Source organism: Flavobacterium pectinovorum, from assembly GCF_022802975.1.
In the GTDB taxonomy this organism is placed as follows: domain Bacteria; phylum Bacteroidota; class Bacteroidia; order Flavobacteriales; family Flavobacteriaceae; genus Flavobacterium; species Flavobacterium pectinovorum_B.
Genome location: NZ_JAFEVZ010000017.1, coordinates 71,158 through 91,548, shown reverse-complemented (window position 1 = coordinate 91,548; position 20,391 = coordinate 71,158). Strand labels below are relative to the sequence as shown.

General features: G+C 32.6%; 23 protein-coding genes. 4 read left to right on the top strand and 19 right to left on the bottom strand.

The genetic code is table 11. The annotated features are described in order from the left end of the window. From FLV_RS18750 to FLV_RS18740, 3 genes are all read left to right on the top strand, one after another. A partial coding sequence (locus FLV_RS18750) for an IS3 family transposase (protein ID WP_243236248.1) occupies positions 1–91 on the top strand: 91 nt, incomplete at its 5' end. Between the two features lie 154 nt (positions 92–245). Continuing rightward, positions 246–707, top strand: a complete 462-nt coding sequence (locus FLV_RS18745; RefSeq protein WP_243236245.1) for a YtxH domain-containing protein — start codon at positions 246–248, stop codon at positions 705–707. A 93-nt stretch (positions 708–800) separates the two neighbouring features. Beyond that, the gene (locus FLV_RS18740) at positions 801–1,613 is read left to right on the top strand and encodes a mechanosensitive ion channel family protein (RefSeq protein WP_243236244.1); all 813 of its coding nucleotides are present in this window, start codon (positions 801–803) and stop codon (positions 1,611–1,613) included. A gap of 7 nt (positions 1,614–1,620) precedes the next feature. On the opposite strand, the gene tsaB is transcribed toward FLV_RS18740, so the two are convergent. The 7 genes from tsaB to FLV_RS18705 all read right to left on the bottom strand — a co-directional run bounded on the left by tsaB (position 1,621) and on the right by FLV_RS18705 (position 9,573). Continuing rightward, on the bottom strand, positions 1,621–2,292 hold the full coding sequence (gene tsaB, locus FLV_RS18735; protein ID WP_243236243.1) for a tRNA (adenosine(37)-N6)-threonylcarbamoyltransferase complex dimerization subunit type 1 TsaB: 672 nt from the start codon (positions 2,290–2,292) through the stop codon (positions 1,621–1,623). Positions 2,293–2,376: 84 nt separating this feature from the next. Next, complete coding sequence (locus FLV_RS18730; protein ID WP_243236242.1) at positions 2,377–3,666, bottom strand: efflux RND transporter periplasmic adaptor subunit; 1,290 nt, start codon at positions 3,664–3,666, stop codon at positions 2,377–2,379. Between the two features lie 6 nt (positions 3,667–3,672). Then, on the bottom strand, positions 3,673–5,124 hold the full coding sequence (locus FLV_RS18725) for a TolC family protein (RefSeq protein WP_243236241.1): 1,452 nt from the start codon (positions 5,122–5,124) through the stop codon (positions 3,673–3,675). A gap of 81 nt (positions 5,125–5,205) precedes the next feature. After that, on the bottom strand, positions 5,206–6,327 hold the full coding sequence (locus FLV_RS18720) for an efflux RND transporter periplasmic adaptor subunit (RefSeq protein ID WP_243236240.1): 1,122 nt from the start codon (positions 6,325–6,327) through the stop codon (positions 5,206–5,208). A gap of 39 nt (positions 6,328–6,366) precedes the next feature. Then, positions 6,367–7,632 carry an ABC transporter permease gene (locus FLV_RS18715; protein ID WP_243236239.1) on the bottom strand — a complete coding sequence of 422 codons (1,266 nt, stop codon included), beginning with the start codon at positions 7,630–7,632 and terminating at the stop codon, positions 6,367–6,369. Between the two features lie 2 nt (positions 7,633–7,634). After that, complete coding sequence (locus tag FLV_RS18710) at positions 7,635–8,879, bottom strand: ABC transporter permease (RefSeq protein WP_243236238.1); 1,245 nt, start codon at positions 8,877–8,879, stop codon at positions 7,635–7,637. After that, entirely contained in the window at positions 8,872–9,573 is a 702-nt protein-coding gene (locus FLV_RS18705) for an ABC transporter ATP-binding protein (RefSeq protein ID WP_243236237.1), read from the bottom strand. The genes FLV_RS18710 and FLV_RS18705 overlap by 8 nt, the downstream gene beginning before the upstream one ends. 172 nt (positions 9,574–9,745) lie before the next feature. Here FLV_RS18705 and FLV_RS18700 point away from each other — a divergent pair, with 172 nt between their 5' ends. After that, positions 9,746–11,152, top strand: a complete 1,407-nt coding sequence (locus FLV_RS18700; protein WP_243236236.1) for a DUF4403 family protein — start codon at positions 9,746–9,748, stop codon at positions 11,150–11,152. Between the two features lie 142 nt (positions 11,153–11,294). Here FLV_RS18700 and FLV_RS18695 read toward each other — a convergent pair whose 3' ends face one another. From FLV_RS18695 to gcvH, 12 genes are all read right to left on the bottom strand, one after another. After that, positions 11,295–11,585 (bottom strand): hypothetical protein, encoded by a 291-nt coding sequence (locus tag FLV_RS18695; RefSeq protein ID WP_410745983.1) that lies wholly within the window; start codon positions 11,583–11,585, stop codon positions 11,295–11,297. 1 nt (position 11,586) lies between these two features. Continuing rightward, on the bottom strand, positions 11,587–12,126 hold the full coding sequence (locus FLV_RS18690; protein ID WP_243236234.1) for a DUF420 domain-containing protein: 540 nt from the start codon (positions 12,124–12,126) through the stop codon (positions 11,587–11,589). 3 nt (positions 12,127–12,129) lie between these two features. After that, positions 12,130–12,819, bottom strand: coding sequence for an SCO family protein (locus FLV_RS18685; RefSeq protein WP_243236233.1), 690 nt, complete (start codon positions 12,817–12,819; stop codon positions 12,130–12,132). Positions 12,820–12,830: 11 nt separating this feature from the next. Then, positions 12,831–13,487 (bottom strand): hypothetical protein, encoded by a 657-nt coding sequence (locus FLV_RS18680; protein ID WP_243236232.1) that lies wholly within the window; start codon positions 13,485–13,487, stop codon positions 12,831–12,833. A 78-nt stretch (positions 13,488–13,565) separates the two neighbouring features. Then, positions 13,566–13,916: a cytochrome C oxidase subunit IV family protein gene (locus FLV_RS18675; protein ID WP_243236231.1), complete on the bottom strand. Its 351-nt coding sequence runs from the start codon at positions 13,914–13,916 to the stop codon at positions 13,566–13,568. A gap of 18 nt (positions 13,917–13,934) precedes the next feature. Beyond that, positions 13,935–14,921 carry a cytochrome c oxidase subunit 3 gene (locus FLV_RS18670; RefSeq protein ID WP_243236230.1) on the bottom strand — a complete coding sequence of 329 codons (987 nt, stop codon included), beginning with the start codon at positions 14,919–14,921 and terminating at the stop codon, positions 13,935–13,937. Between the two features lie 42 nt (positions 14,922–14,963). Then, positions 14,964–15,551 carry a heme-copper oxidase subunit III gene (locus tag FLV_RS18665; protein ID WP_243236227.1) on the bottom strand — a complete coding sequence of 196 codons (588 nt, stop codon included), beginning with the start codon at positions 15,549–15,551 and terminating at the stop codon, positions 14,964–14,966. A 2-nt stretch (positions 15,552–15,553) separates the two neighbouring features. Next, positions 15,554–16,456 carry a heme o synthase gene (gene cyoE / locus FLV_RS18660; RefSeq protein ID WP_243236226.1) on the bottom strand — a complete coding sequence of 301 codons (903 nt, stop codon included), beginning with the start codon at positions 16,454–16,456 and terminating at the stop codon, positions 15,554–15,556. Positions 16,457–16,612: 156 nt separating this feature from the next. Next, a complete protein-coding gene (locus FLV_RS18655; RefSeq protein WP_243236217.1) occupies positions 16,613–18,754 on the bottom strand; it encodes a gliding motility protein RemB in 2,142 nt (713 codons plus the stop codon). Then, a complete protein-coding gene (gene deoC, locus FLV_RS18650) occupies positions 18,754–19,497 on the bottom strand; it encodes a deoxyribose-phosphate aldolase (RefSeq protein WP_243236209.1) in 744 nt (247 codons plus the stop codon). The genes FLV_RS18655 and deoC overlap by 1 nt, the downstream gene beginning before the upstream one ends. Before the next feature lie 85 nt (positions 19,498–19,582). Then, entirely contained in the window at positions 19,583–19,966 is a 384-nt protein-coding gene (locus FLV_RS18645; RefSeq protein WP_243236207.1) for a VanZ family protein, read from the bottom strand. Beyond that, positions 19,959–20,339: a glycine cleavage system protein GcvH gene (gene gcvH, locus FLV_RS18640; RefSeq protein ID WP_243236205.1), complete on the bottom strand. Its 381-nt coding sequence runs from the start codon at positions 20,337–20,339 to the stop codon at positions 19,959–19,961. Before gcvH ends, FLV_RS18645 begins: the two co-directional genes overlap by 8 nt. Between the last annotated feature and the right edge of the window lie 52 nt (positions 20,340–20,391).

Sequence of the window (20,391 nt, the reverse complement as noted above, 5' to 3'; positions counted from 1 at the left end):
GTATATAGAATATTACAACAATGAAAGAATAAAACTAAATCTAAAAGGAATGAGCCCGATACAATATCGAGCTCATTATTATCAAATTTAATTATAAATTCGTCTAAACTTTTGGGTGCACTCTACAAGAAGACGCTTTTTTTATAAATATACAATATTCATTTTCAATAAATTACACGAAATAAACGACACAATTCACTAAAAAATATTTAATATTGTAAAATAAACTAATCAATATTAAAACTATGGGATTATCATCATTTTTTAAGAATTTATTTGGAACGGCTAAAGAATCTGCCAACGATTTAGCGACACAAGCCGAAAGCACTTTTGAACAGGTAAAAGAAACTACAGCACCTTATTTGGACCAAGCAGAAACTTTTGCTAACGAAACAATTACCAAAATCAAAGAAACAACTAGTCCATATATTGAAAAAGTGGAGGTTTTTGCAGACGAAACAATCGCTAAAGTAAAAGAAACTTCTGAACCATTACTTGAAAACGCAACCGAATATGCAAATCAGGCAAAAGACATTATAACTGAATATACTGAAAAAGCTTCCGATTCTATCCATGAGGTTATCAATTCAATAAAAGAAACAACAACATCTAAAAAAGACACCGAACAAATAGCTAATGATACCGTTTTTGATGTTAGCGAAAAAGCAGTTGATGAAGCAACAGATGAGACTTCGGACAAAGAATAAAATAGTAACCTTTTCGTATAAAAATAATTGTTTTTATATTTGTACAAATTAATTCTAACCTTCTCATTTGGGAAGGTTTTTTTATCTAAAAATATGGAAGTCAACCCAAACCAACTCACCAATTACGCAACAAAATTTATTGATGTTCTAATTGATTATTCTCCAAAATTTATTTCGGCAATACTTATTTTATTTGTCGGATTATACGCCATTAGACTTATCAACAGAGTGATAAGAAAAATTATGATTAAACGAAATTTAGATCCAACCCTGACTAAATTTCTGGCAGACTTTTTACTTTGGGCGCTGAGAATATTGTTATTTGTAACATTTATTTCAAAATTAGGTATTGAAACCTCTTCTTTCGTAGCCATTTTAGGAGCTATGGGACTTGCCGTTGGTTTGTCTTTACAGGGATCTCTTTCTAATTTTGCAGGCGGAATGCTGATTATTCTTTTCAAGCCTTTCAAACTTGGAGACACCATCGAAGCACAAGGCGTTATTGGAACAGTAATCGAAATTCAAATTTTTGTTACCAAAATACTAACAGGAAACAATCAAACAGTTTTTGTGCCCAATGGGGCATTATCAAACGGAAATATTATAAATTATTCGATGCAGGGACAAAGAAGAGCCGATTTGACTTTTGCTGTTTCTTATGATTCAGATATAAAAAAAGCGAAAGAAATCCTTACTGAAGTTTTAACCAAAAATCCTAAAGTGCTACAAAATCCAGCTCCTGAAGTTTTTGTAAAAAACCTGACAGCAAGTTCTGTAGAATTTGCCGTTCGTCCTTGGGCAAAAAATGAAAATTTTGGTGTTGTTTTTTCGGATACTTTAGAAAATTGCAAAGCAGCTTTAGACGAAGCAGGAATCGCTATTCAGCCTTACACGCTTCAAAAATAAAATCTTTTTATTGCTTCTTTGGAGTAGTAATCATAAAATCTTTTAAATAATAAGGTTCAAAATAAGCGACATCAACAGTGTCGCTTATTTGATATTTATCGTAACTAATTTTACTCATTGCAGCTGCCGAAGGATATTTGACATCTTCTAAAAAAACAAAATTTTCTTTTGTCAAAACTGGTTTGCATTTTTCTGCACAGTCACCAACAAAATACAGCGTTTCTGTAAAATCTTTAAATGAAAATTCATCGATTACTTCTGCCAAAATTGGTCTTTCAATTTCTAATTCGGCACTAAAAATGGCACTGTAAACTTCCATTCTTCGGGCATCCAGCATCGGAATTATTTTTCCTTGAGAAACATTAGCCTGAGAAGCCAAGGTTTGTAAAGTATCTACTGCAATCAACGGAATATTTAAAGCAAAACATAATCCTTTTGCTGCCGAAACCCCAATTCGCAAACCGGTATAAGAACCAGGCCCCTGACTTACAGCAACAGCCACTAAATCGTGAACTGAAATTTCAGTTTCAGCAATTATTTCTTCAATAAAAACATGTAATTTTTCGGCATGTGAATACCCTTCTTCAGCAATTTCTTTGCATATAATGGTTTCACCATTTTTAGCAATGGATACAGAACAATTTTTGGTAGCCGTTTCGATATTGAGAATAAAAGCCAAAATGTTTTATTTTTAAAGTTAATTATTTATTCAGACTGAGTCCATTCCACTTCCCTCAGGGTGACAATTTTTAAGATATTATGTTTATTTCTTAGGAACTTCAGCTTTTTTAAGCTTTACCTTATCACCAGAATTTAGCTCTTTAGAAACTGTCGTATAAGGCCCTGTGATAACAACATCCCCAGGCTTTAATCCTGACATTACCTCTATATTTGTATCATCCTGAATTCCCGTTTTGATAATTCTGATTTTTGCTTTATCACCAACTTTCACAAAAACGCATTCGAACTTTTTATCGCTTTTGGGTACTGCTTTTTTCTCGTTTGGATCTTCAACCTTAAAATCTTTCACAGCAGTAGTATCTGATTTTACAACAACAGAACTAATAGGCACTGCCAAAACATTTGTTTTGGTTGTTGTAATAATATCTACTGTAGCCGTCATTCCTGGTCTAAATGGCGAATAAGAAGCCGGTTTTCCTTCAAGTAAATCCTGATAGGATTCTTTTAAAATCCTAACTTTTACCTTAAAGTTAGTTACCTGATCTGACGTCAAAGCAGTACTTGCCGAATTAGAAATACTGGTTACTACACCTTTAAATTTCTTTTTTAGATAAGCATCTACTTCAACATTGGCTTCATCTCCAATTTTTATTTTTACGATATCATTTTCATTGACATCAACTTCAACCTCCATATTATTAAGGTTCGCTACTCTTAAAAGTTCAGTTCCGGCCATTTGTTGCGTTCCTAAAACACGTTCGCCTAACTCTACATTCAATACTGAGATTGTACCATCAGCAGGTGCATAAATTGTAGTACGACCTAAATTGTCTTTTGCTTCATTTACTGACGCAGAAGCACTTTGAACATTATAATACGAACTTTGTCTGGTCGCTTTAGCAACTTCAAAAGAAGCGATTGCCTTATCCCAGTCAGACTTTGAAATAACGCCTTTATCATACAAGGTTTTATTTCGATCGTAATTTGCTTTTGCTTCTTTAAAACTAGCTTCAGATTGTGTCAAACCAGCTTTGCTTCCGGATAAATTAGAAACAGAACGATTATAACTAGAGGTATATAAATCAGGATTTATTTTTACCAATAAATCTCCTTTTTTAACCACCTGACCTTCTTTTACATTCAATAAAATAATTTCTCCTGAAACTTCAGGTGAAATTTTAACTTCTATTTCCGGCTGAATTTTACCTGTAGCCGAAACTGTTTCAACAATTGTCGAAGCGACTACTTTTGATATTTCTACTTCTTTGCCCTCGTCCTTATTTCCTATCACTCCCGATTTCGAAAGTCCTACTAAAGCTGTAATTATAATTACCGCACCACCAATTAAGAAATAAATTGTTTTTTTTGACATAATAAATTAGTTTTTGATAATTGGAACAATCGGAATTCCAAAGTAGAATTCAAGTATTTTTATTTTGAACATGTAATCATATTTTGCTCTGATAACATCTGACTGTGCATTGGTTAACAAAGTCTGCGCCTGAGTAAAATCGAATGAATTCATTAAACCAACATCGTATTTTTCTTTAGAAAAATTATAAGCCTGTTGTCTTGCTTCTAAAGTTATTGTAGATGATTCATACGTATTTAATGCTCCTTTTGCATCTGTAAAAGCTGTATAAACGTTACGTTGCAAATCTAAACTTTTTTGTTCTAAATCTATTTTGGATTTCTCTAAACTTACTTTATTACGTTGTATATTATATCGTGTAGACAACCCATTCAATATTGGAATTGACAACTGAAGACCAAATGAATGCCCTTTATTATCATTAAATTGATTTAAAACAGAATCAGGATGCCCTAAAATGGGTGAAAAATTATTTGTTAATACCGATTGATTCGTCCCTTCCACAAAACCAATTTGAGAAGTTGGATTTGCGGAATTTAAAACTGACCCTGTGACAATATCAGAATAACTTGCTCTGGTATTGAAGCTATAAAAAGCCGTCAAAGTAGGTTGATAAGCTCCTTTTGCAATAGAAACATTTTTTTGAGCTATTTCTAAATTCGTTTGGGCAATTTTTAGATCCGTTCTAATTTCTTTTGCTTTATTATAAATATCAACAGGATTTTGTAACATAATACCGTTTTCATCTTTTACATCAGTATCATCAATTATATCAAATTCAGTAAATTCTTTTAACTGTAGCAATTGTGCCAAACTCAATTTAGAAATTAACAATGTGTTTTCTGCAACGATTATACCTTGTTTATCTGTTGCGATAGTCGCTTTTAAATCAAATAAATCTCCACGCGGAATTGTCCCTGCATTTACCATTTCTTCAGAACGCGCAAAACGTTTTTCGTCGATAGCCAATTGTTCTTGTTTCACTTTTAAATTTTCTTTATTGAAAAGAATATCTAAAAAAGCATTTGCCACATTCAAAGCAATATCTTCCTGCATCTTAACCAACTGATATCTTGACGCAATAATTGAAAGTTTTGCTTTTCGATAATTGTTTTGGTTTTGCAAACCTTTATAAATATCAACTCCGGCATTAATTCCAAGAGATGAATATTGAGTAGTCTGATTTTCTAATAAACCGGTTGTAATATTCTGGTTCAAACCAATATTCCAGGAATGTGAAGCACTACCATTAATAGATGGCAGATAGCTTCCAACAGCTATTTTTTTATCAATATTAGAATTTGCAATATCTAACTCAGATTGTTTAATAGAAATATTATTATCCATTGCATATCGCACACATTCTTCTAAAGTCCATTTTTTAGATTGTGCATTTCCAGAGAGTCCAAAGCCTAGTAAAAAAGCAAAAACAAGACTATTATATTTATTTATTTTCATATATTTTTGAATGAAAGCATAGCAAAAAAAACCACGCAAATTTAACATTTTATAAACCCAAAAATTTCTTATCCTTTCAAATTATTTTTTTTCACCTTCTCCTTCACTGATCAATCCCTGATTCCAGATTTTAATTTTATCCGAAGATTTAATTCCGCTTTTTACCTGAACGTAAATTCCGTCACTTACTCCCAGAACTATATCTTTTCTTTGAAACTTTTGAGGAGCCGTTTCAATTTCTACATAAGGTTTTTGTGTTTTTTTATCAAATTGAACCAACGATTCTTTTATTGCCAAAACCTTATCCGCTTTTTCTAAAATAATAGAAGCATTCGCACTTAAACCAGCCCTTATAAAAGTAGCATCTCTGTTTTCTAAAGAAGCTTTAATCTCAAATTGAATAGCTCCGTTTTCAGTTACACCTTTTGGGGCTATGTATGTTAAAACAGCGTTGAATTTTTTATTTTCAATTGCTCCAACAGTAATTTCAATAGGCATTTTTTCTTTTATTTTCCCTACTTCAGACTCGTCAATTTTTCCAACAAAAATCATTCTTCCAACATCTGCAACGCTTGCTATTGTGGTTCCTTCATTAAAATTATTACTTTCAATAACCTGATTTCCAACTTTTACAGGCACGTCTAAAACCATTCCGTTAACAGTAGAACGAATCAGTGTATTGGCATAGCTTCCTAACGACGATGTTGTTCCTGTTTTTACAATATCAAGACTTTGTTTTGCTGACAGATAATTTTGTTTTGCCTGTTTATAAGCTAACTGAGCCGCATCAAAATCATTCGCAGAAATTACATCTTTTTCAAACAACGTTTTTTGTCTATGATAGATTTTTTCCTGATTATCCAATGCTATTTTAGCAGTTTGAACCTGATTTTGAGTACTACTTACATTAGATACATTTGCAACAACTTTTATCTTTGCAATCATATCTCCGGCTTTGATTTTTTCACCGGCTTTAATGTAAACAGCTTCAATAATTCCGGAGATATTTGGTTTTATAAGCACTTCTTCATCTGGCTGGATATTACCGGTAGCAATAGTATTTTTTACAATCGTTTTAATTTCTGCCTTTTCTGTTTTAAATATAACTGGCGACTCTTGATTTTTAGCATACAGATAGTAAAGTGCGCCAAAGAAAACGATAGCAATAAAGATTAAAATGGTTACGGTTACTCCTTTTTTCATTTTGTTTGTTGTTAATTCGATTATATTTTGATTGATAATTTATTCTGTTCTTAAAGCGTCTACCGGTTTTACATTAATTGCGGTTTGTGCCGGTATAAATCCTGCCAATAATCCTGAACCAATAAGGATTAATAAGGCGACAAATACAACTCTTAAATCTACGCTTGGATTTGCAAACATGGTATTGCTGTTTGGCGGCATTGAATCTAAAAACATATTTAAAAGCGCAATAAGCCCTGTCGCTACAGCAATTCCTAACATACCTGAAATGATGGTTAAAAATATGGATTCTGACAAAATCTGTCCTCTGATAGCAGCGGGTGTAGCTCCCAAAGCCCGGCGAATTCCTATCTCTTTTGTTCTTTCTTTTACTACAATAAGCATAATATTTGATATACCAATTACTCCGGATATTAAAACCAAAGTTCCTACAAAATACGCAATGATTTTTAAAATATTAAAAAGACTCTGTACTTTATTATACTGCTCGTATAAATCAAAGTTCCCAACAGCACGCTCATCTTTTGGATTTACAGAGTGAAGTGCTTTTATTTTTTCCAGAATCTTTGGTTTTAGCTCTGTAATCGATGTTTCATCTTTTGCTGTAAGTGCCATCCATCCTACTTTATCTCCGTAATTAAAAGCCTGCTGAAAAGTAGTAAAAGGAATAAAAATATTTTTTTGGTCCTGCTCTGCATTTCCTCCTTGTTGCTTAGACTTATAAACACCAACAACCATAAAATTAATTCCGTTGATTTTCACATAAGTCCCAACGGCCTCCTCTTCTTTTCCATAAAGTTCCGCTATAACACCTTTACCTATTACTGCAATTTTTCTTCTTTCAAGGATATCCTGTTGATTTAAGAAACGCCCTTTTATAATATCCATTGGCTGCTGTTTAATCAGTTCTGGATAATCTCCGTAAATCGTAAAAGCTGACGTTTTTGTTCCCCGCACTACATTATTAGATCCATTAAAATCTCCTAACTGATTTCGTGGCGAAACATATAATAAATCCGGGAAAGCCTGTTTTAAGGACATTACATCACTATTTCTAAAATCATATCGACGCACCTTTGGCAAACCCTTATATGCCTTAGATGTAGTTTGACTCCACATAAACATCGTATTGGTCGCTATCCCGTCAAAACCTTTTTTTACACCATTTTCCAGGCCGTTTCCTGCTGCAAGCAATATTACTAAAATAAATATACCCCAAAATACCCCAAATGCAGTTAGAACCGTTCTGAAAACATTAGCTGTTAAAGCCTGTAAAATCTCGTCCCAATTATCTTTATTAAACATATTTATTCGTCTCTAAGTGCTACAATAGGTTTTATTTTGGCAGCTCTGTATGCCGGAAAAAAGCCAGCCATTGCTCCTGCAAACACAAGTAAAACAAGTGTTGTTAAAGCCACTCCAAAATCTACTTCCGGATTCCTGAAATATTCACTCTGAACCATTGGCCCAACAAATTCTAATAATAAAAGACTTGCCAATAGTCCTGTAAAACCTGCAATCGTAGTTATAAAAATAGATTCATGAAGAATCATAGAAATAATAGAAAACGGCGAGGCGCCTAATGCTTTTCGAATTCCAATTTCTTTTGTTCTTTCCTTTACAACAATAAGCATAATATTACTTACACCCACTACTCCGGCGATAATAGTACAAATACCTACCCACCAAAAAAACAGTCTGATAAAAAGATTTAAATCATAAAATTGTTTGGCTTCTTCAACAGAATTATAAACTCCAATAGCACTCTCGTCATTAGGAGCAATGATGTTTTTGCTTTTTAGAAGCTTTTTTACGCCTTCAGTAAATTTTTTAGACTGCGCCAAAGCTTCATCATAATTGTCTTTTTTATTGAGCACAAACTGCATTCCTGTTATTTTATCACCAGCTCCGTAAGCACGCTGATTGGTGGTCATTGGCATATAAACTCTGGATTCTTCACGCTCTCCCGAAGGATCCATAAAAACTCCAATTACTTTAAAATTTATACCATTGATTAAAATCTCTTTTCCTATCGGATCCTGTTCTTTAAACAGATCTTGCTTTACTTTCAAACCAATCGCAGCAACCTTTTCATTATTTTTCACATCATTGCTATTGATAAAGCGCCCATTAACAATCGTTGCATTTTCAAGGAACAAATAATCAGGGCTTACCCCTCTAAACTGATAATTTCCGGATTCTTTTCCATAACTTATGATTCCTCCCCAAGTGTTTCGAATAGACGTTTTTTTATCAATCTCGGTATCAAATTTTTTTGAAGAAAGTTCATAATCACTATTTCTTAACTGAATTTCTCTTCCCGGATTTAACCCTTTATATTCCTTTGTTGTTTTTTCAGACCAAACTTCAATGATTCCTTTGGCATCATTCTCAAATTGCTTTTCAATTCCATTTTGAAGCCCTTTACCTGCACCCAATAAAATCACTAAAATAAAAATCCCTGAAGCCACAGAAATTCCGGTAAGAAATGTTCTTAACTTATTTTTGGAGATTGCTTCGAATATTTCCTGCCAACGCTCAATATTAAACATACGCTGAAGCTCTAACTTGTTCTACCTTTTTATCATCAATGATTAATCCGTCTTTCAGAACTACATTTCTTTTGCACATTGCAGCAATATCCGGTTCGTGAGTAACAATCAAAATGGTCTTCCCTTCATCATTAATCCCCTGAATAAGTTCCATAACTTCATACGAAGTTTTTGTATCTAAAGCACCTGTTGGCTCATCAGCCAGTAAAACTTTTGGATTGGATGCCAAGGCTCTTGCAATGGCAACACGCTGTTTTTGCCCACCTGAAAGCTCATTTGGCAAATGGTGCGAATGAGATCCAAGACCAACTTTCTCAAGATATTTCATCGCAATATCATAACGTTCTTTTCTTTTAACACCCTGATAATACAACGGCATGGCAACATTGTCCAATGCAGTTTTATAATTTATTAAATTGAAAGACTGAAAAACAAATCCCAGAAATTTATTTCGATATCTTGAAGCGATAGTTTCGTTAAGTTTTTTTATAGGTGTTTTATCCAGAATATAACTGCCTGAGTCTGCTTCATCCAGAATTCCTAAAATATTAAGAAGCGTTGATTTTCCGGAACCGGAAGATCCCATTATAGCAACTAGCTCGCCTTCTTCTATATTAAAATTTATTCCTTTTAATACGTGCAATTCTGAACTTCCCATTTTATAGGATTTATGCAAATCTTTGATTTCAATCATAATACTGCTGAATTTAAGACAATAATAACATTTTAATTACGCATTTTATGGTAAGGAAAAGTTAATAAATTTCTTCTGACTTTTAAAATAAGACTACATTATCGACTAATTGTTACACTTTTTTCAAAGAATATAATTGTTTTCTTAATTTTGCCTCACTAAAACCGTTCAAATGAAATTTCTTTCTTCTTCAGTTCTTTTCATAATCTTAACATTATTGGTTAGCTGCTCGACTTCTCAAAAGCTGGCCACTTTAAAACCTGAACCGGATGATGCAAGTCCTTTAATTTATGACAGTAATCCGTCATTTATTAATTTGCCTATTACCGTTAAACTAAAAGATATTGAAAATCAAACCAACACGCTTTTAAACGGACTGATTTACGAAGATAATGATATTGAAGATGATGACATCGAAATAAAAGTCTGGAAACAGGCTCCAATCAAAATTCAAAATGACCCGGCAAATGCAGATAAAAAGATAAAAACCATTTTGCCTTTAAAAGCAAACATTAAATACAGAATTGGAACCAAAAAACTAGGTGTCGAACTTTACGATGTACGTGAATTCAATTTGAATGGCGTGATTACTTTGTCGAGTGAAGTGGCATTAACAAACTGGAAACTCAATACAAAAACAGAATTCAAATCTCTTGACTGGAACGAAAGTCCAACAATGACTGTTTTTGGAAAAAATATGCCAATCACATATTTAGCAAATCCGGCGATTTCTATTTTTAAATCAAAAATTGAAAAAAGCATCGACGAGGCTATTGAAAAATCAATGGATTTTAAACCGAATGTTTTATCTGCTTTAGAAAAAATCTGTACCCCTTTTCAAATGAATGAAACTTATGAAACCTGGTTGCGGATTGTTCCTTTAGAAATCTATTCTACCAACGCAAAACTTAAAAACGATTTGTTTTTATTGGATATGGGAATGAAATGCAATATGGAAACTCTTATTGGCAAACAACCCGAATCAAAATTTAATGCTTCAAAAATCGTTTTGAAACCGGTAGCAAAAATTCCAAATCAAATTACAACTAATATTGCTGCAATATCAAGTTATGTTGATGCTTCAAAAATTATGACTAAAAATTTTGCAGGTCAGGAATTTGGTTCCGGAAGCAAAAAAGTCACGGTAAAAAATGTTGAAATTTGGCATAAAGACGGAAAAATGGTAATTGCCCTTGATGTTTTAGGATCTGTAAACGGAACCATTTATTTAAACGGATTTCCTCAATACAATCCTCAGACTAAAGAAATTTATTTCGACAAACTGGATTATGTATTGGATACAAAAAGTAAATTGATGCGAACAGCAAACTGGCTTACTCACGGTTATATCTTAAAAAAAATGGAAGAAAGCTGTCGTTATTCAATACAATCCAACTTAGATGAGGGCAAAAAAAACATAGCTGTTTATCTTAAAAATTACACCCCAATGCCCGGAGTTTTCATTAATGGAAAAATGGAAGACATTCAGTTTGATAAAATTCAATTAACCAATCAGGCGATTATTGCTTTTATCAAAATAAACGGAACTGTAAGTGTTTCGGTTGATGGATTGAAATAAGTAAGTCGAAAGTTTAAAAGTCTTAAAGCCAAAAGGATTAAGAGAGATTAAATCATCTTAAAATCAATACCTTGAATATTTTTTTTACAAAATTTAAAAATACCACACTAGATTGAATTTAAAAGAAAAAAATCGAAAAAAATTATTCGGTCTTTTTCTTTTTTGATTGATACATCCTATAAATTAAAACTCCAATTATAGCGACAAGCAAATACGGAATTACCATTAAATAAACAATTCCGTCATTTACTGCCTCAGCTTTTTTAATGTTTGATTCTCCCGAAAGAGCAGCACGACACATTGCACATTGAGCATTTGCAGCGAGAGAAAAGAATATAGAAAATAGAATATAGAAATATTTCTTTGAGACCAAACTCGCAGCTATACTTCTATACGCTATTCTATTTTCTTTATTCGTTATTGTATTTTGCATATTAAGCATAATAAGGAGAAATCATCAAATACACCACAACACCTGTCACCGCAACATATAACCAAAGCGGAAACGTAATTTTAGCAATCTTTCTATGCCTGTCAAATCGTTTTGCCAAAGCCCTTACATAAGTAATTAAAACCAAAGGAATAATAGCAATCGACAATAATATGTGAGTAATCAAAATAAAGAAATAGATTAACTTAACAAATCCTTCTCCTCCAAATTTTGTTGAATCAGCCGTCATATGATACGCAACATACATTACTAAAAATGCAACTGACAAAGCAATTGCAGTAGTCATTAAACGCTCATGAACCTTCTGATTTCCTTTTTTAATTGCAACAACAGCCAAAACTAAAACAACAGCTGTAATACCGTTTATCGTTGCATATATTGGAGGCAAAAATGAAAGCGGTTCTACATCGTATCCAAAATCTTTAAGTTTAACACCAAACAAAATAGCTACTACAACCGGAATTACAATTGAAACGGCAATAATAAATTTATTGTATTTTTTTTCTAATGAATGATCTTCCATTTTTTATTCTTCTAATAATATTTTAATGTCCTGCTGAATATCCCTAACTCCTTTTTTGTCTAATCCGTCGTAATATAAAATTGGATTTCCAAAATCATCTTTCCTACAACGAATGTTTCCTTCTTTATCAATCAAAGCAAATAATCCTGAATGCTCAAATCCTCCACTCACTTTGACATTTTCGCCGGCATACAGATTAAATCCCTTATTAGACAAATCCATGATAGTCGCTTTATCTCCTGTTAAAAAGTTCCATGTTGATGATTTAACTCCTAATAATTTTCTGTGATCTTTTAAAACTTGCGGGGTATCATGTGCCGGGTCAATTGTTATGGAAACGATTCCAAAATTAGGGTTACCAAAAAAGGTTTTTTCAATTTCCAACATACTCATATTCATCTTTGGACAAATTGAAGGACAAGTTGTAAAGAAAAATTCTAAAACATACACTTTACCCTTGTATGTTTCATTTGAAATTTTAACGTTGTCCTGATTGGTCAATTCAAATTTTGGAGATGGACCAATTGTTACTAATTTAGCATCCGATTTTGAAGTTTTAGAACCTGCATTATCCAAACGGTGGTTTTTTACAACTTCACCATTTTTTATTCTATCAACAATTTTAGGCACTGCATAAATTCCGAAGATTAAAATAATAAACGAAATTCCAATATATGATTTGTTTTTAAACATCCCGGTTTTATTTAAAGTTGTTTAGTAGCATTGTGATTCTTTTTAAGTGCGGCACGGTATTCATACAAAATAATCTTAAAATCATCCAGCATCTCGTTGCTTAACTCTGATGGATGAAAAGTGTTATAGCCTTCTTTGTATTCTTCTTTTTTGTCTTTATTCCCTCCTTTTCTTCCTCGAAGGTTTCTTTCTTTATCAATGATAAAAACATTAGAAGTTCCAAGGTTTTTATCCAGCTTTGCTTTTAAATGCAATTGATTATAAAACTTCTGAATATCTTCATTTGATGCAAAAACAAAATTCCAGTTTTTCACATCCGTAAAAGGAGATAAAGCATCTACAATTTTCTGAGCTTCTTTCTCGGTTCCAAGCGGGCATAAAACGACAAACTGAAGGTCTTCAAAACCGTTATAACGCTTGTAAATTTTTTCGTTTAAATTAAAATAATTACCACGATTGTTTAAAATATCGGAACCTGCAAAACCTAAAACCGTAATCTTTTTGTCGAGTGAAACTTTTTTACCGTTTAAGGATTCCCAATTTCCAAAATCACTAATTTTTGGCGTAATTACAGGGAGTGTTGTAAAACTATTTACGCCTGAAGCAAAAAATAAATAGGCAACAATTGGCAAAACAAAAAGTACAAAGAGAACTATATTTTTTTTCATTATAAGTGCGGAAATTATTGAGATACAAAAATAAAAAAAGCTCCGTTAAACGGAGCTTCTTTTCGAATTAATATCATGTTAAAAATTCCATTTAATAGTAGAATCTTTAAAAACCCCATAAATATAATGTCCTTCTGTTAAGAGAATAAACAATAAATATAAAACCAGGAAGATAACTGGTGATACAACAGACCATCTAAGACTGCTTTTTTCACCTTCCATGTGCATAAATGCCCATACAATATAATATGCTTTAAAAATTGTCAGGATATAAAATATCCAATTTAACAAATTCAAGCCTAAAAAATGACTAAACTCTAATGATGCTGGCTTATAAATACCAAGAATAACTTCTACAATAGTTACTGCTGATAATAATGCAAAAACAAACCAGATTCTTTTTGTATTTGATACGTGCTCGTGTGACATAATAATTAAAATCTAAAATTAAACTAAGTAGAAAACTGTAAATACAAATACCCAAACTAAATCTACAAAGTGCCAGTATAAACCAACTTTCTCTACCATTTCGTAGCTTCTTCTTTTCTCGTAAGTTCCTAATAACACATTAAAGAAAATAATGATATTGATAATAACTCCAGAGAAAACGTGGAATCCGTGGAATCCAGTGATAAAGAAGAAGAAATCAGCAAATAATTTACTTCCGTATTCGTTTCTTGTTAAGTTTGCTCCTTCTACTACATATTTTGCAGTACTTAAACGAGACTCAGATTCAGCTCTTGTTAATACTGTTTTTTTCTTTTTTTCAGTAAGCTGTTCAGTTCTAATCAATAATTCAGGATGAGCTTCAAAACCAGCCTGAATTTCAGCAACTGTGTACGTTGGCTCTGTTTCAGCGTCTTCCATAAACCAGGTTGAATGGCTTCTTGTTAGAGCTTCTCTTTGTTCCGGCAATTTTACTGCAAAATCTGCAAGCGCAACTCTTTTTCCGTCTTTATCTACAAACTGCAATAAACTTCCTCCTGATGTTTCAACTGCTCCGTACTCACCTTTAATGAAATTTTTCCACTCCCAGGCCTGAGAACCCACGAAAATAAAACCTCCAATGATTGTTAAGAACATATATACAGCAACTTTTGTTTTTTTCAATTGATGACCGGCATCAACAGCTAAAACCATAGTTACAGATGAGAAAATCAAAATAAAAGTCATTAAGGCCACATAGTACATCGGAGCCGAAACACCATGCATAAATGGAAAGTGAGTAAACACTTCGTCAGCCAATGGCCATGTTTCAATAAATTTAAATCTTGAAAAACCGTAAGCAGCAAGAAATCCAGAGAATGTTAAGGCATCTGATACGATAAAAAACCACATCATCATTTTACCATAACTTGCTCCTAATGGCTGGATATCCTCTCCGCCTCCCCAAGTTTTTTCGTCGTTATTTGCAGTAGTAACTGTCGCTCCCATAAAAATTATTCGTTAAAAAGTTCCCAAATTTACGTTTTTTTCTTATTTAAAGAAATATAAAAACAAAAATAATAATACCCACAAAAGATCTAAAAAGTGCCAATACATCGCACCTAGTTCTATACCAAGAGTTTGAGTTGAATTGTATTTTTGTTTAAAATGATTATAAATTATAATTAAAAGCGAAATTAATCCGCCAGCTAAGTGTAATAGGTGCATTAGCGCAATTACATAAAGAAAAGTTGTAGTAATTGAACTACCTTGTCCTGTCATATAATAACCGCTTTCGATGATTTGTCCAAAACCTCTAAATTGTAAAACCACAAAAGCAATTCCCATAGCAAATGTTCCTAAAAGAAAAGCAGAAGTTGCATTTCTATTTCCTTTTTCAATTGCTTTTTTTGCTAAATAAAAAGCAATACTACAGCCAATAATAACTGCAGTACTAAAATAAAACGCAGTTGGTATCTGAAAATCCTTCAACCAGTCTGCTCTTGATTTACTTACCACAAATGCACTCGTAAGCCCAGCAAACATCATGGTCATACTAACCATTGCAAACAACAAAATCAATTTTGCAGATTTTGATTTTTGCACTTGTTCTTCACTTATTTTCATTGTCATTTCCATAACTATCTTAAAAATTTATCTACTATATACACAATCTGCAATAAAGAAATATACGAAACACTTACCAGCATTAATGTTCTTGCAGCCTTTGATGTTCTCAATTGATACAAACGAACTGCATAAAACAGCATCCATACACCTAACAAAAACACCAAAATTGCAGCAATTGGTGTAAGAAACAATTGTCCTGTATATCCTAATACCGGCAATAATGAAGAAATAATCAGCCAAACTGTATATAAAATAACCTGTAAGGCTGTTCCTTTGTCTTTTTTCCCGGTTGGAAGCATAAAAATCCCAGCCTTTTCATAATCTTCATATAAAAACCAGCCAATGGCCCAAAAATGAGGGAACTGCCAGAAAAACTGAATTAAAAACAAAGTTCCGGCTTCTATTCCAAATTCTCCTGTTGCCGCAACCCATCCTAACATAAAGGGTATCGCCCCTGGAAAAGCGCCTACAAAAACAGATAACGAAGTTACCGTTTTTAAAGGAGTATAAATACTCGTATATAAAAATATCGAAATTGCCGCAAACATTGCAGACTTTGCATTTATCGTATACAATAAAGCAATTCCTGCGATGGTAAGTAAACTTGCCACAAGCAAAGCTACTTTTGGAGACATACGCCCTGAAGGAACTGGACGGTTTTTAGTTCGATCCATTAAAGAATCAATATCTTTTTCTATTACCTGATTAAAGGCATTTGAAGCCCCAACCATACAATAACCTCCAACCATCAAAACAGCTAAAACATTCCACTGAAAAGGGTTCTCACTATTTACACCTAACAAATACCCCGCTATAGACGAAAACAAAACACTGATAGCCAAACCAGCTTTTGTAATTTCTTTGAAATCCAGAAATATTGATTTAAGTGAAATTGTATTTTTAGCAGCGTTCAATACAGTAATTGTTTGTCTATTTTTTTTGAGTGGTGCAAATGTACAAATTAGATTATAGATTTCTGAACTATAAAATTAGATTTTTCAATAAAAACCTTTACAAAATAAGGACTTGCAAATCTTTAACACAATTATCTCGAAAAATCTTATTAAATATCAATAATCAAAATACCAATTAAAGACATCCGAACGCAATCCTATCGTAAACCAGGTTGTACTTTGCTTAAAAGTAGTTACCGTATTTTGCATCGGATCAAAATTTCTATAGATAAAGCTTCCAAAAAGCTTCAGATTAGTCATTGGGTTTATCAGGTACCCGGCCTGTACATCTGCAATAAAAATATTAGTTTTATTTCCCTGACCTACTTTCACATTAGTATCATAAGGACGATTGCTATCATAACTTTTATAAATATTCCCTCCGTAATTAAAAGAGTCTTCTGTTGTATCAAAATCAAAACCTCTTTTGCCGACATTCAATTTCGCATCAGCATAATAACGTCCCTTATGATAACGTCCGACAACAACGAATTCTTCAAAATTACCACCCCATTGATGTCCGACACTCTGATTATTATGTGCATAATTAGTAATAGCAGCACTATGCGAATACACATAAGGACGCACATGGTTATATTCTATCTGTAATAATAAATCTTTTATCTTAAAAGCATCGTAATACTTAGCCCCTATCTGATAACCCAGTTTATTTTTCCAGCTATTATCTCCTGCTTTTATATCTCCAAATGAAAATTCATCAATCAAAAACTGACCATATAAATTAATATTATTATTCCATTTATATTTAGATGTAATTCCTAAAAGAGCATTTCCGCTTTTTGAAGAAGAACCAAACTCAACAGAACGATAAAAAATAATCGGATTAACAAAATTCACATCAAAACCTCTATTATTGGTATCTGTCCAGACTACTGATTCAAAAAAACCTAAATTTAATTTATTTGAAACATTCCAGCTCAGATAATGGTTTGCCATATATTTTGAAGCATACGTTTTATCAACCGTAACATCAGGCCGAACATCTTTAAGCCACATATACGTATTGGTATATTTTATTTTCCAGAAGGTAGTATTGATTTTAAAATAAGGATATGGACTTACCCCGTCACTTTCCAGCAAAGACCGATACCCGTCACCAATAAAATTCCTTCCATAACCTAGCTGAAAATCAAAAATTTTACTGGGTGTATATGTTATATTTGCTTCAGCTAAAGGAAAATCATACGAGTCGGTTTTAAATTGTTTTGCAATTCCGACACCCGGAATAATAGCCGGATTTCCGCCTGATGGCTTTAAAGAATTCGCATAATCATTAAAATACCCGGCAAATCTTCCCTGACTTTCAAAAATAGTTGTTGTAAAATTTATCTGTTTTCCTAATCCCCCTCTAAAATTTATAGCACGTGTATTTACATAAGTATAGGATGCATCAAGGTCTGAAGCTTTACCCATTTGCAGATCTACAATTGGATTTAAGGACAACCAATAATCTTCGCCCTGAATCTGAACCATATTTTCATTCCACCATTTTCTTCCTAACCAGGTAGAAGTCTTTTTTTGAAGCGATTCGTTTACTGCTTTAAGATTGTAATATTTTGAAACTTCAGCATAAGTATAGGGCTTTGAAGCCGTATGATTATTACTCCCCACCTGATTCAAAGCACCATCAAATTGTGCATAATAGCTATGAGAAAAAGGAATGTTTAAATGACTTTCGAATTCAGGATTATTGTATTTTTTATACACTATACTATCCAGCTCTGTCATTGGTTTCTCTGTGGGTTTTAAAATTTCGGCAGCAACCAAAGCTTCCGCAGCAATTTGTTCTGAGCTTTTTAATGGTAAATCTATTAAAATCGTATATTTAGAATAAGTCGCAATTCCATTATAGGTCGATGGCTTGATATTTGGAAGTTTACCAAAAATACGTTTTGCTTCAATTGCTAAATCATCATTTGTTGCGTTAACATAAATTACTTTAAAGTCTCCTTTTGCATCAACTTCAAACAACACTTTGACCTCACCTTTGTAATTTGCCTGTTTCAAATTTTCAGGAACTTCAAAGTTTTGATAAACAAAATCATGAACTTCTTTATAAAAACAATTTTCTAAATTTTTAGATTCTAAATTTTCACAATTAGGAAAAACCGGAAAACGCTCGGCAGTAAAACCTGATTTTACTGAAGATTTATTCGTTTCCTGCGAAAAAACAGATATTGATAACAATGTCAGACAAAAAGTTAAAAAACTTTTATTCAAAATATTTTTGATTTTCATTAGTATTGATTTGGGATATTTCCTCCATTTGCAATTGCTTTTGCCGATGAAGTTCCGATGCGTTTAACTCCTAAACGAATCATTTCAATTGCTTCTTCGTATGATTTAACTCCTCCGGCTGCCTTTACTGGCAAAGGCGATGCATTTTCTAACATCATAATAATTGCCGGAATCGTAACTCCATTTGGCGAATTATCATCAGTTTTATAAAATCCGGTTGATGATTTAACAAAAACCGAAGCATAATCTTCCTCTTTAAAATTTGAGATAACAATATTTTTTATCAACGATGAAAGCTGAATAATTTCTTTATCGCTTAAAGCCGCAACTTCAATAATCCATTTAACTGTTTTATTATTCGCTAATCCTATTTGTGTCGCAACTAAAACCTCTTGTTTTACTAATTCAGTATCTCCGTTTTTAAAGGCTTCGTAGTTACAAACAAAATCCAGATCATCTGCACCATTTGCTATTGCTTCATTTGCTTCTTTAACCTTCGTTTCCAAACTTGATTTACCTTCCGGAAAATCTATAACCGTTCCTACATTCAGATTCGAATTCGCTTGTAAAATCATTTCTCTGGCTAAAGCTACGTATTCTGAACGAATCATAATCAGCTTAAAACCTTCATCAATTGCTTCCTTAATCGCATTTTTGACCACAATCTCGTTTTCAGTTTCCGAAATTCCGGTCTGAAAAGCGGTTTTTAAATACGTAGAATCTAAATATTGTTTAATATTCATGCTTTTACAATTACTAGAAATTAAGGCAAAAATACATTTTAAATTCAGAAAATAAAAAAACCCACCGAAGTGGGATTTTTTATCTTTATATCTTATCGATTTGCTTCTTAAAAGCTATTGCAGCAAAAATAGCTGCTGTAGCTCCAATTGCATTACCTAAAATATCTACAATATCTGCGACTCTTGTTTTGGTAAAAATACCTTGCAATATCTCAATTGTTATTCCAAAAAAAACTGAAAATATAAATGAAATCAAATAGGCCTGATAATCATCTGTACTCTTTCCTTTAAATTCTTTTTTGAAAAACAAAATCCACGATATTGTAAATCCAAAGTGAAAACAAAAATGTACTATTTTATCGGTATTAGGAAAATTTACCACCGGAATATTACTTGAGTCTGTCAGACAAAAATAGGTAATGATTCCTGAGCAAATTACAGCCCACAATAAAAGCAGTTGTTTAGGCACCTATAAGTTGTTTGTATGCTTCATCTGACAACAATGAATCAATTTCTGAAGCGTTAGCAATTTTTATTTTAATCATCCATCCTGCTCCGTATGGATCAGAGTTTACTGCTTCCGGAGTACTCTCTAAATCTTCGTTAAAAGCAATGATTTCTCCAGTTAAAGGCAAAAACAAATCAGAAACCGTTTTTACAGCCTCAACAGTTCCAAAAACTTCGTCTTTATCTAATGTCTGATCTAAAGTTTCTACTTCAACATACACAATATCTCCTAATTCTTTTTGAGCAAAATGAGTAATTCCTACTGTTGCAACATCTCCATCGATGCTAACCCATTCGTGATCTTTTGTGTACTTTAAATTTGCTGGTATGCTCATAATACTATGTTTGAAAATTGATAATTTAATTTTAAAGCAACAAATGTAACAA

Excerpts from the sequence above, each read along its gene's own strand:
- FLV_RS18745 (WP_243236245.1), top strand. The coding sequence starts at position 246 with ATGGGATTATCATCATTTTTTAAGAATTTATTTGGAACGGCTAAAGAA.
- FLV_RS18715 (WP_243236239.1), bottom strand. The coding sequence starts at position 7,632 with ATGTTTAATAAAGATAATTGGGACGAGATTTTACAGGCTTTAACAGCT.
- FLV_RS18680 (WP_243236232.1), bottom strand. The coding sequence starts at position 13,487 with ATGAAAAAAAATATAGTTCTCTTTGTACTTTTTGTTTTGCCAATTGTT.
- FLV_RS18695 (WP_410745983.1), bottom strand. The coding sequence starts at position 11,585 with ATGCAAAATACAATAACGAATAAAGAAAATAGAATAGCGTATAGAAGT.
- FLV_RS18705 (WP_243236237.1), bottom strand. The coding sequence starts at position 9,573 with ATGATTGAAATCAAAGATTTGCATAAATCCTATAAAATGGGAAGTTCA.
- FLV_RS18665 (WP_243236227.1), bottom strand. The coding sequence starts at position 15,551 with ATGGAAATGACAATGAAAATAAGTGAAGAACAAGTGCAAAAATCAAAA.
- FLV_RS18710 (WP_243236238.1), bottom strand. The coding sequence starts at position 8,879 with ATGTTTAATATTGAGCGTTGGCAGGAAATATTCGAAGCAATCTCCAAA.
- FLV_RS18655 (WP_243236217.1), bottom strand. The coding sequence starts at position 18,754 with ATGAAAATCAAAAATATTTTGAATAAAAGTTTTTTAACTTTTTGTCTG.
- FLV_RS18725 (WP_243236241.1), bottom strand. The coding sequence starts at position 5,124 with ATGAAAATAAATAAATATAATAGTCTTGTTTTTGCTTTTTTACTAGGC.
- FLV_RS18685 (WP_243236233.1), bottom strand. The coding sequence starts at position 12,819 with ATGTTTAAAAACAAATCATATATTGGAATTTCGTTTATTATTTTAATC.
- gcvH (WP_243236205.1), bottom strand. The coding sequence starts at position 20,339 with ATGAGCATACCAGCAAATTTAAAGTACACAAAAGATCACGAATGGGTT.
- FLV_RS18720 (WP_243236240.1), bottom strand. The coding sequence starts at position 6,327 with ATGAAAAAAGGAGTAACCGTAACCATTTTAATCTTTATTGCTATCGTT.
- deoC (WP_243236209.1), bottom strand. The coding sequence starts at position 19,497 with ATGAATATTAAACAATATTTAGATTCTACGTATTTAAAAACCGCTTTT.
- FLV_RS18675 (WP_243236231.1), bottom strand. The coding sequence starts at position 13,916 with ATGTCACACGAGCACGTATCAAATACAAAAAGAATCTGGTTTGTTTTT.
- FLV_RS18670 (WP_243236230.1), bottom strand. The coding sequence starts at position 14,921 with ATGGGAGCGACAGTTACTACTGCAAATAACGACGAAAAAACTTGGGGA.
- FLV_RS18690 (WP_243236234.1), bottom strand. The coding sequence starts at position 12,126 with ATGGAAGATCATTCATTAGAAAAAAAATACAATAAATTTATTATTGCC.
- FLV_RS18740 (WP_243236244.1), top strand. The coding sequence starts at position 801 with ATGGAAGTCAACCCAAACCAACTCACCAATTACGCAACAAAATTTATT.
- FLV_RS18730 (WP_243236242.1), bottom strand. The coding sequence starts at position 3,666 with ATGTCAAAAAAAACAATTTATTTCTTAATTGGTGGTGCGGTAATTATA.
- FLV_RS18700 (WP_243236236.1), top strand. The coding sequence starts at position 9,746 with ATGAAATTTCTTTCTTCTTCAGTTCTTTTCATAATCTTAACATTATTG.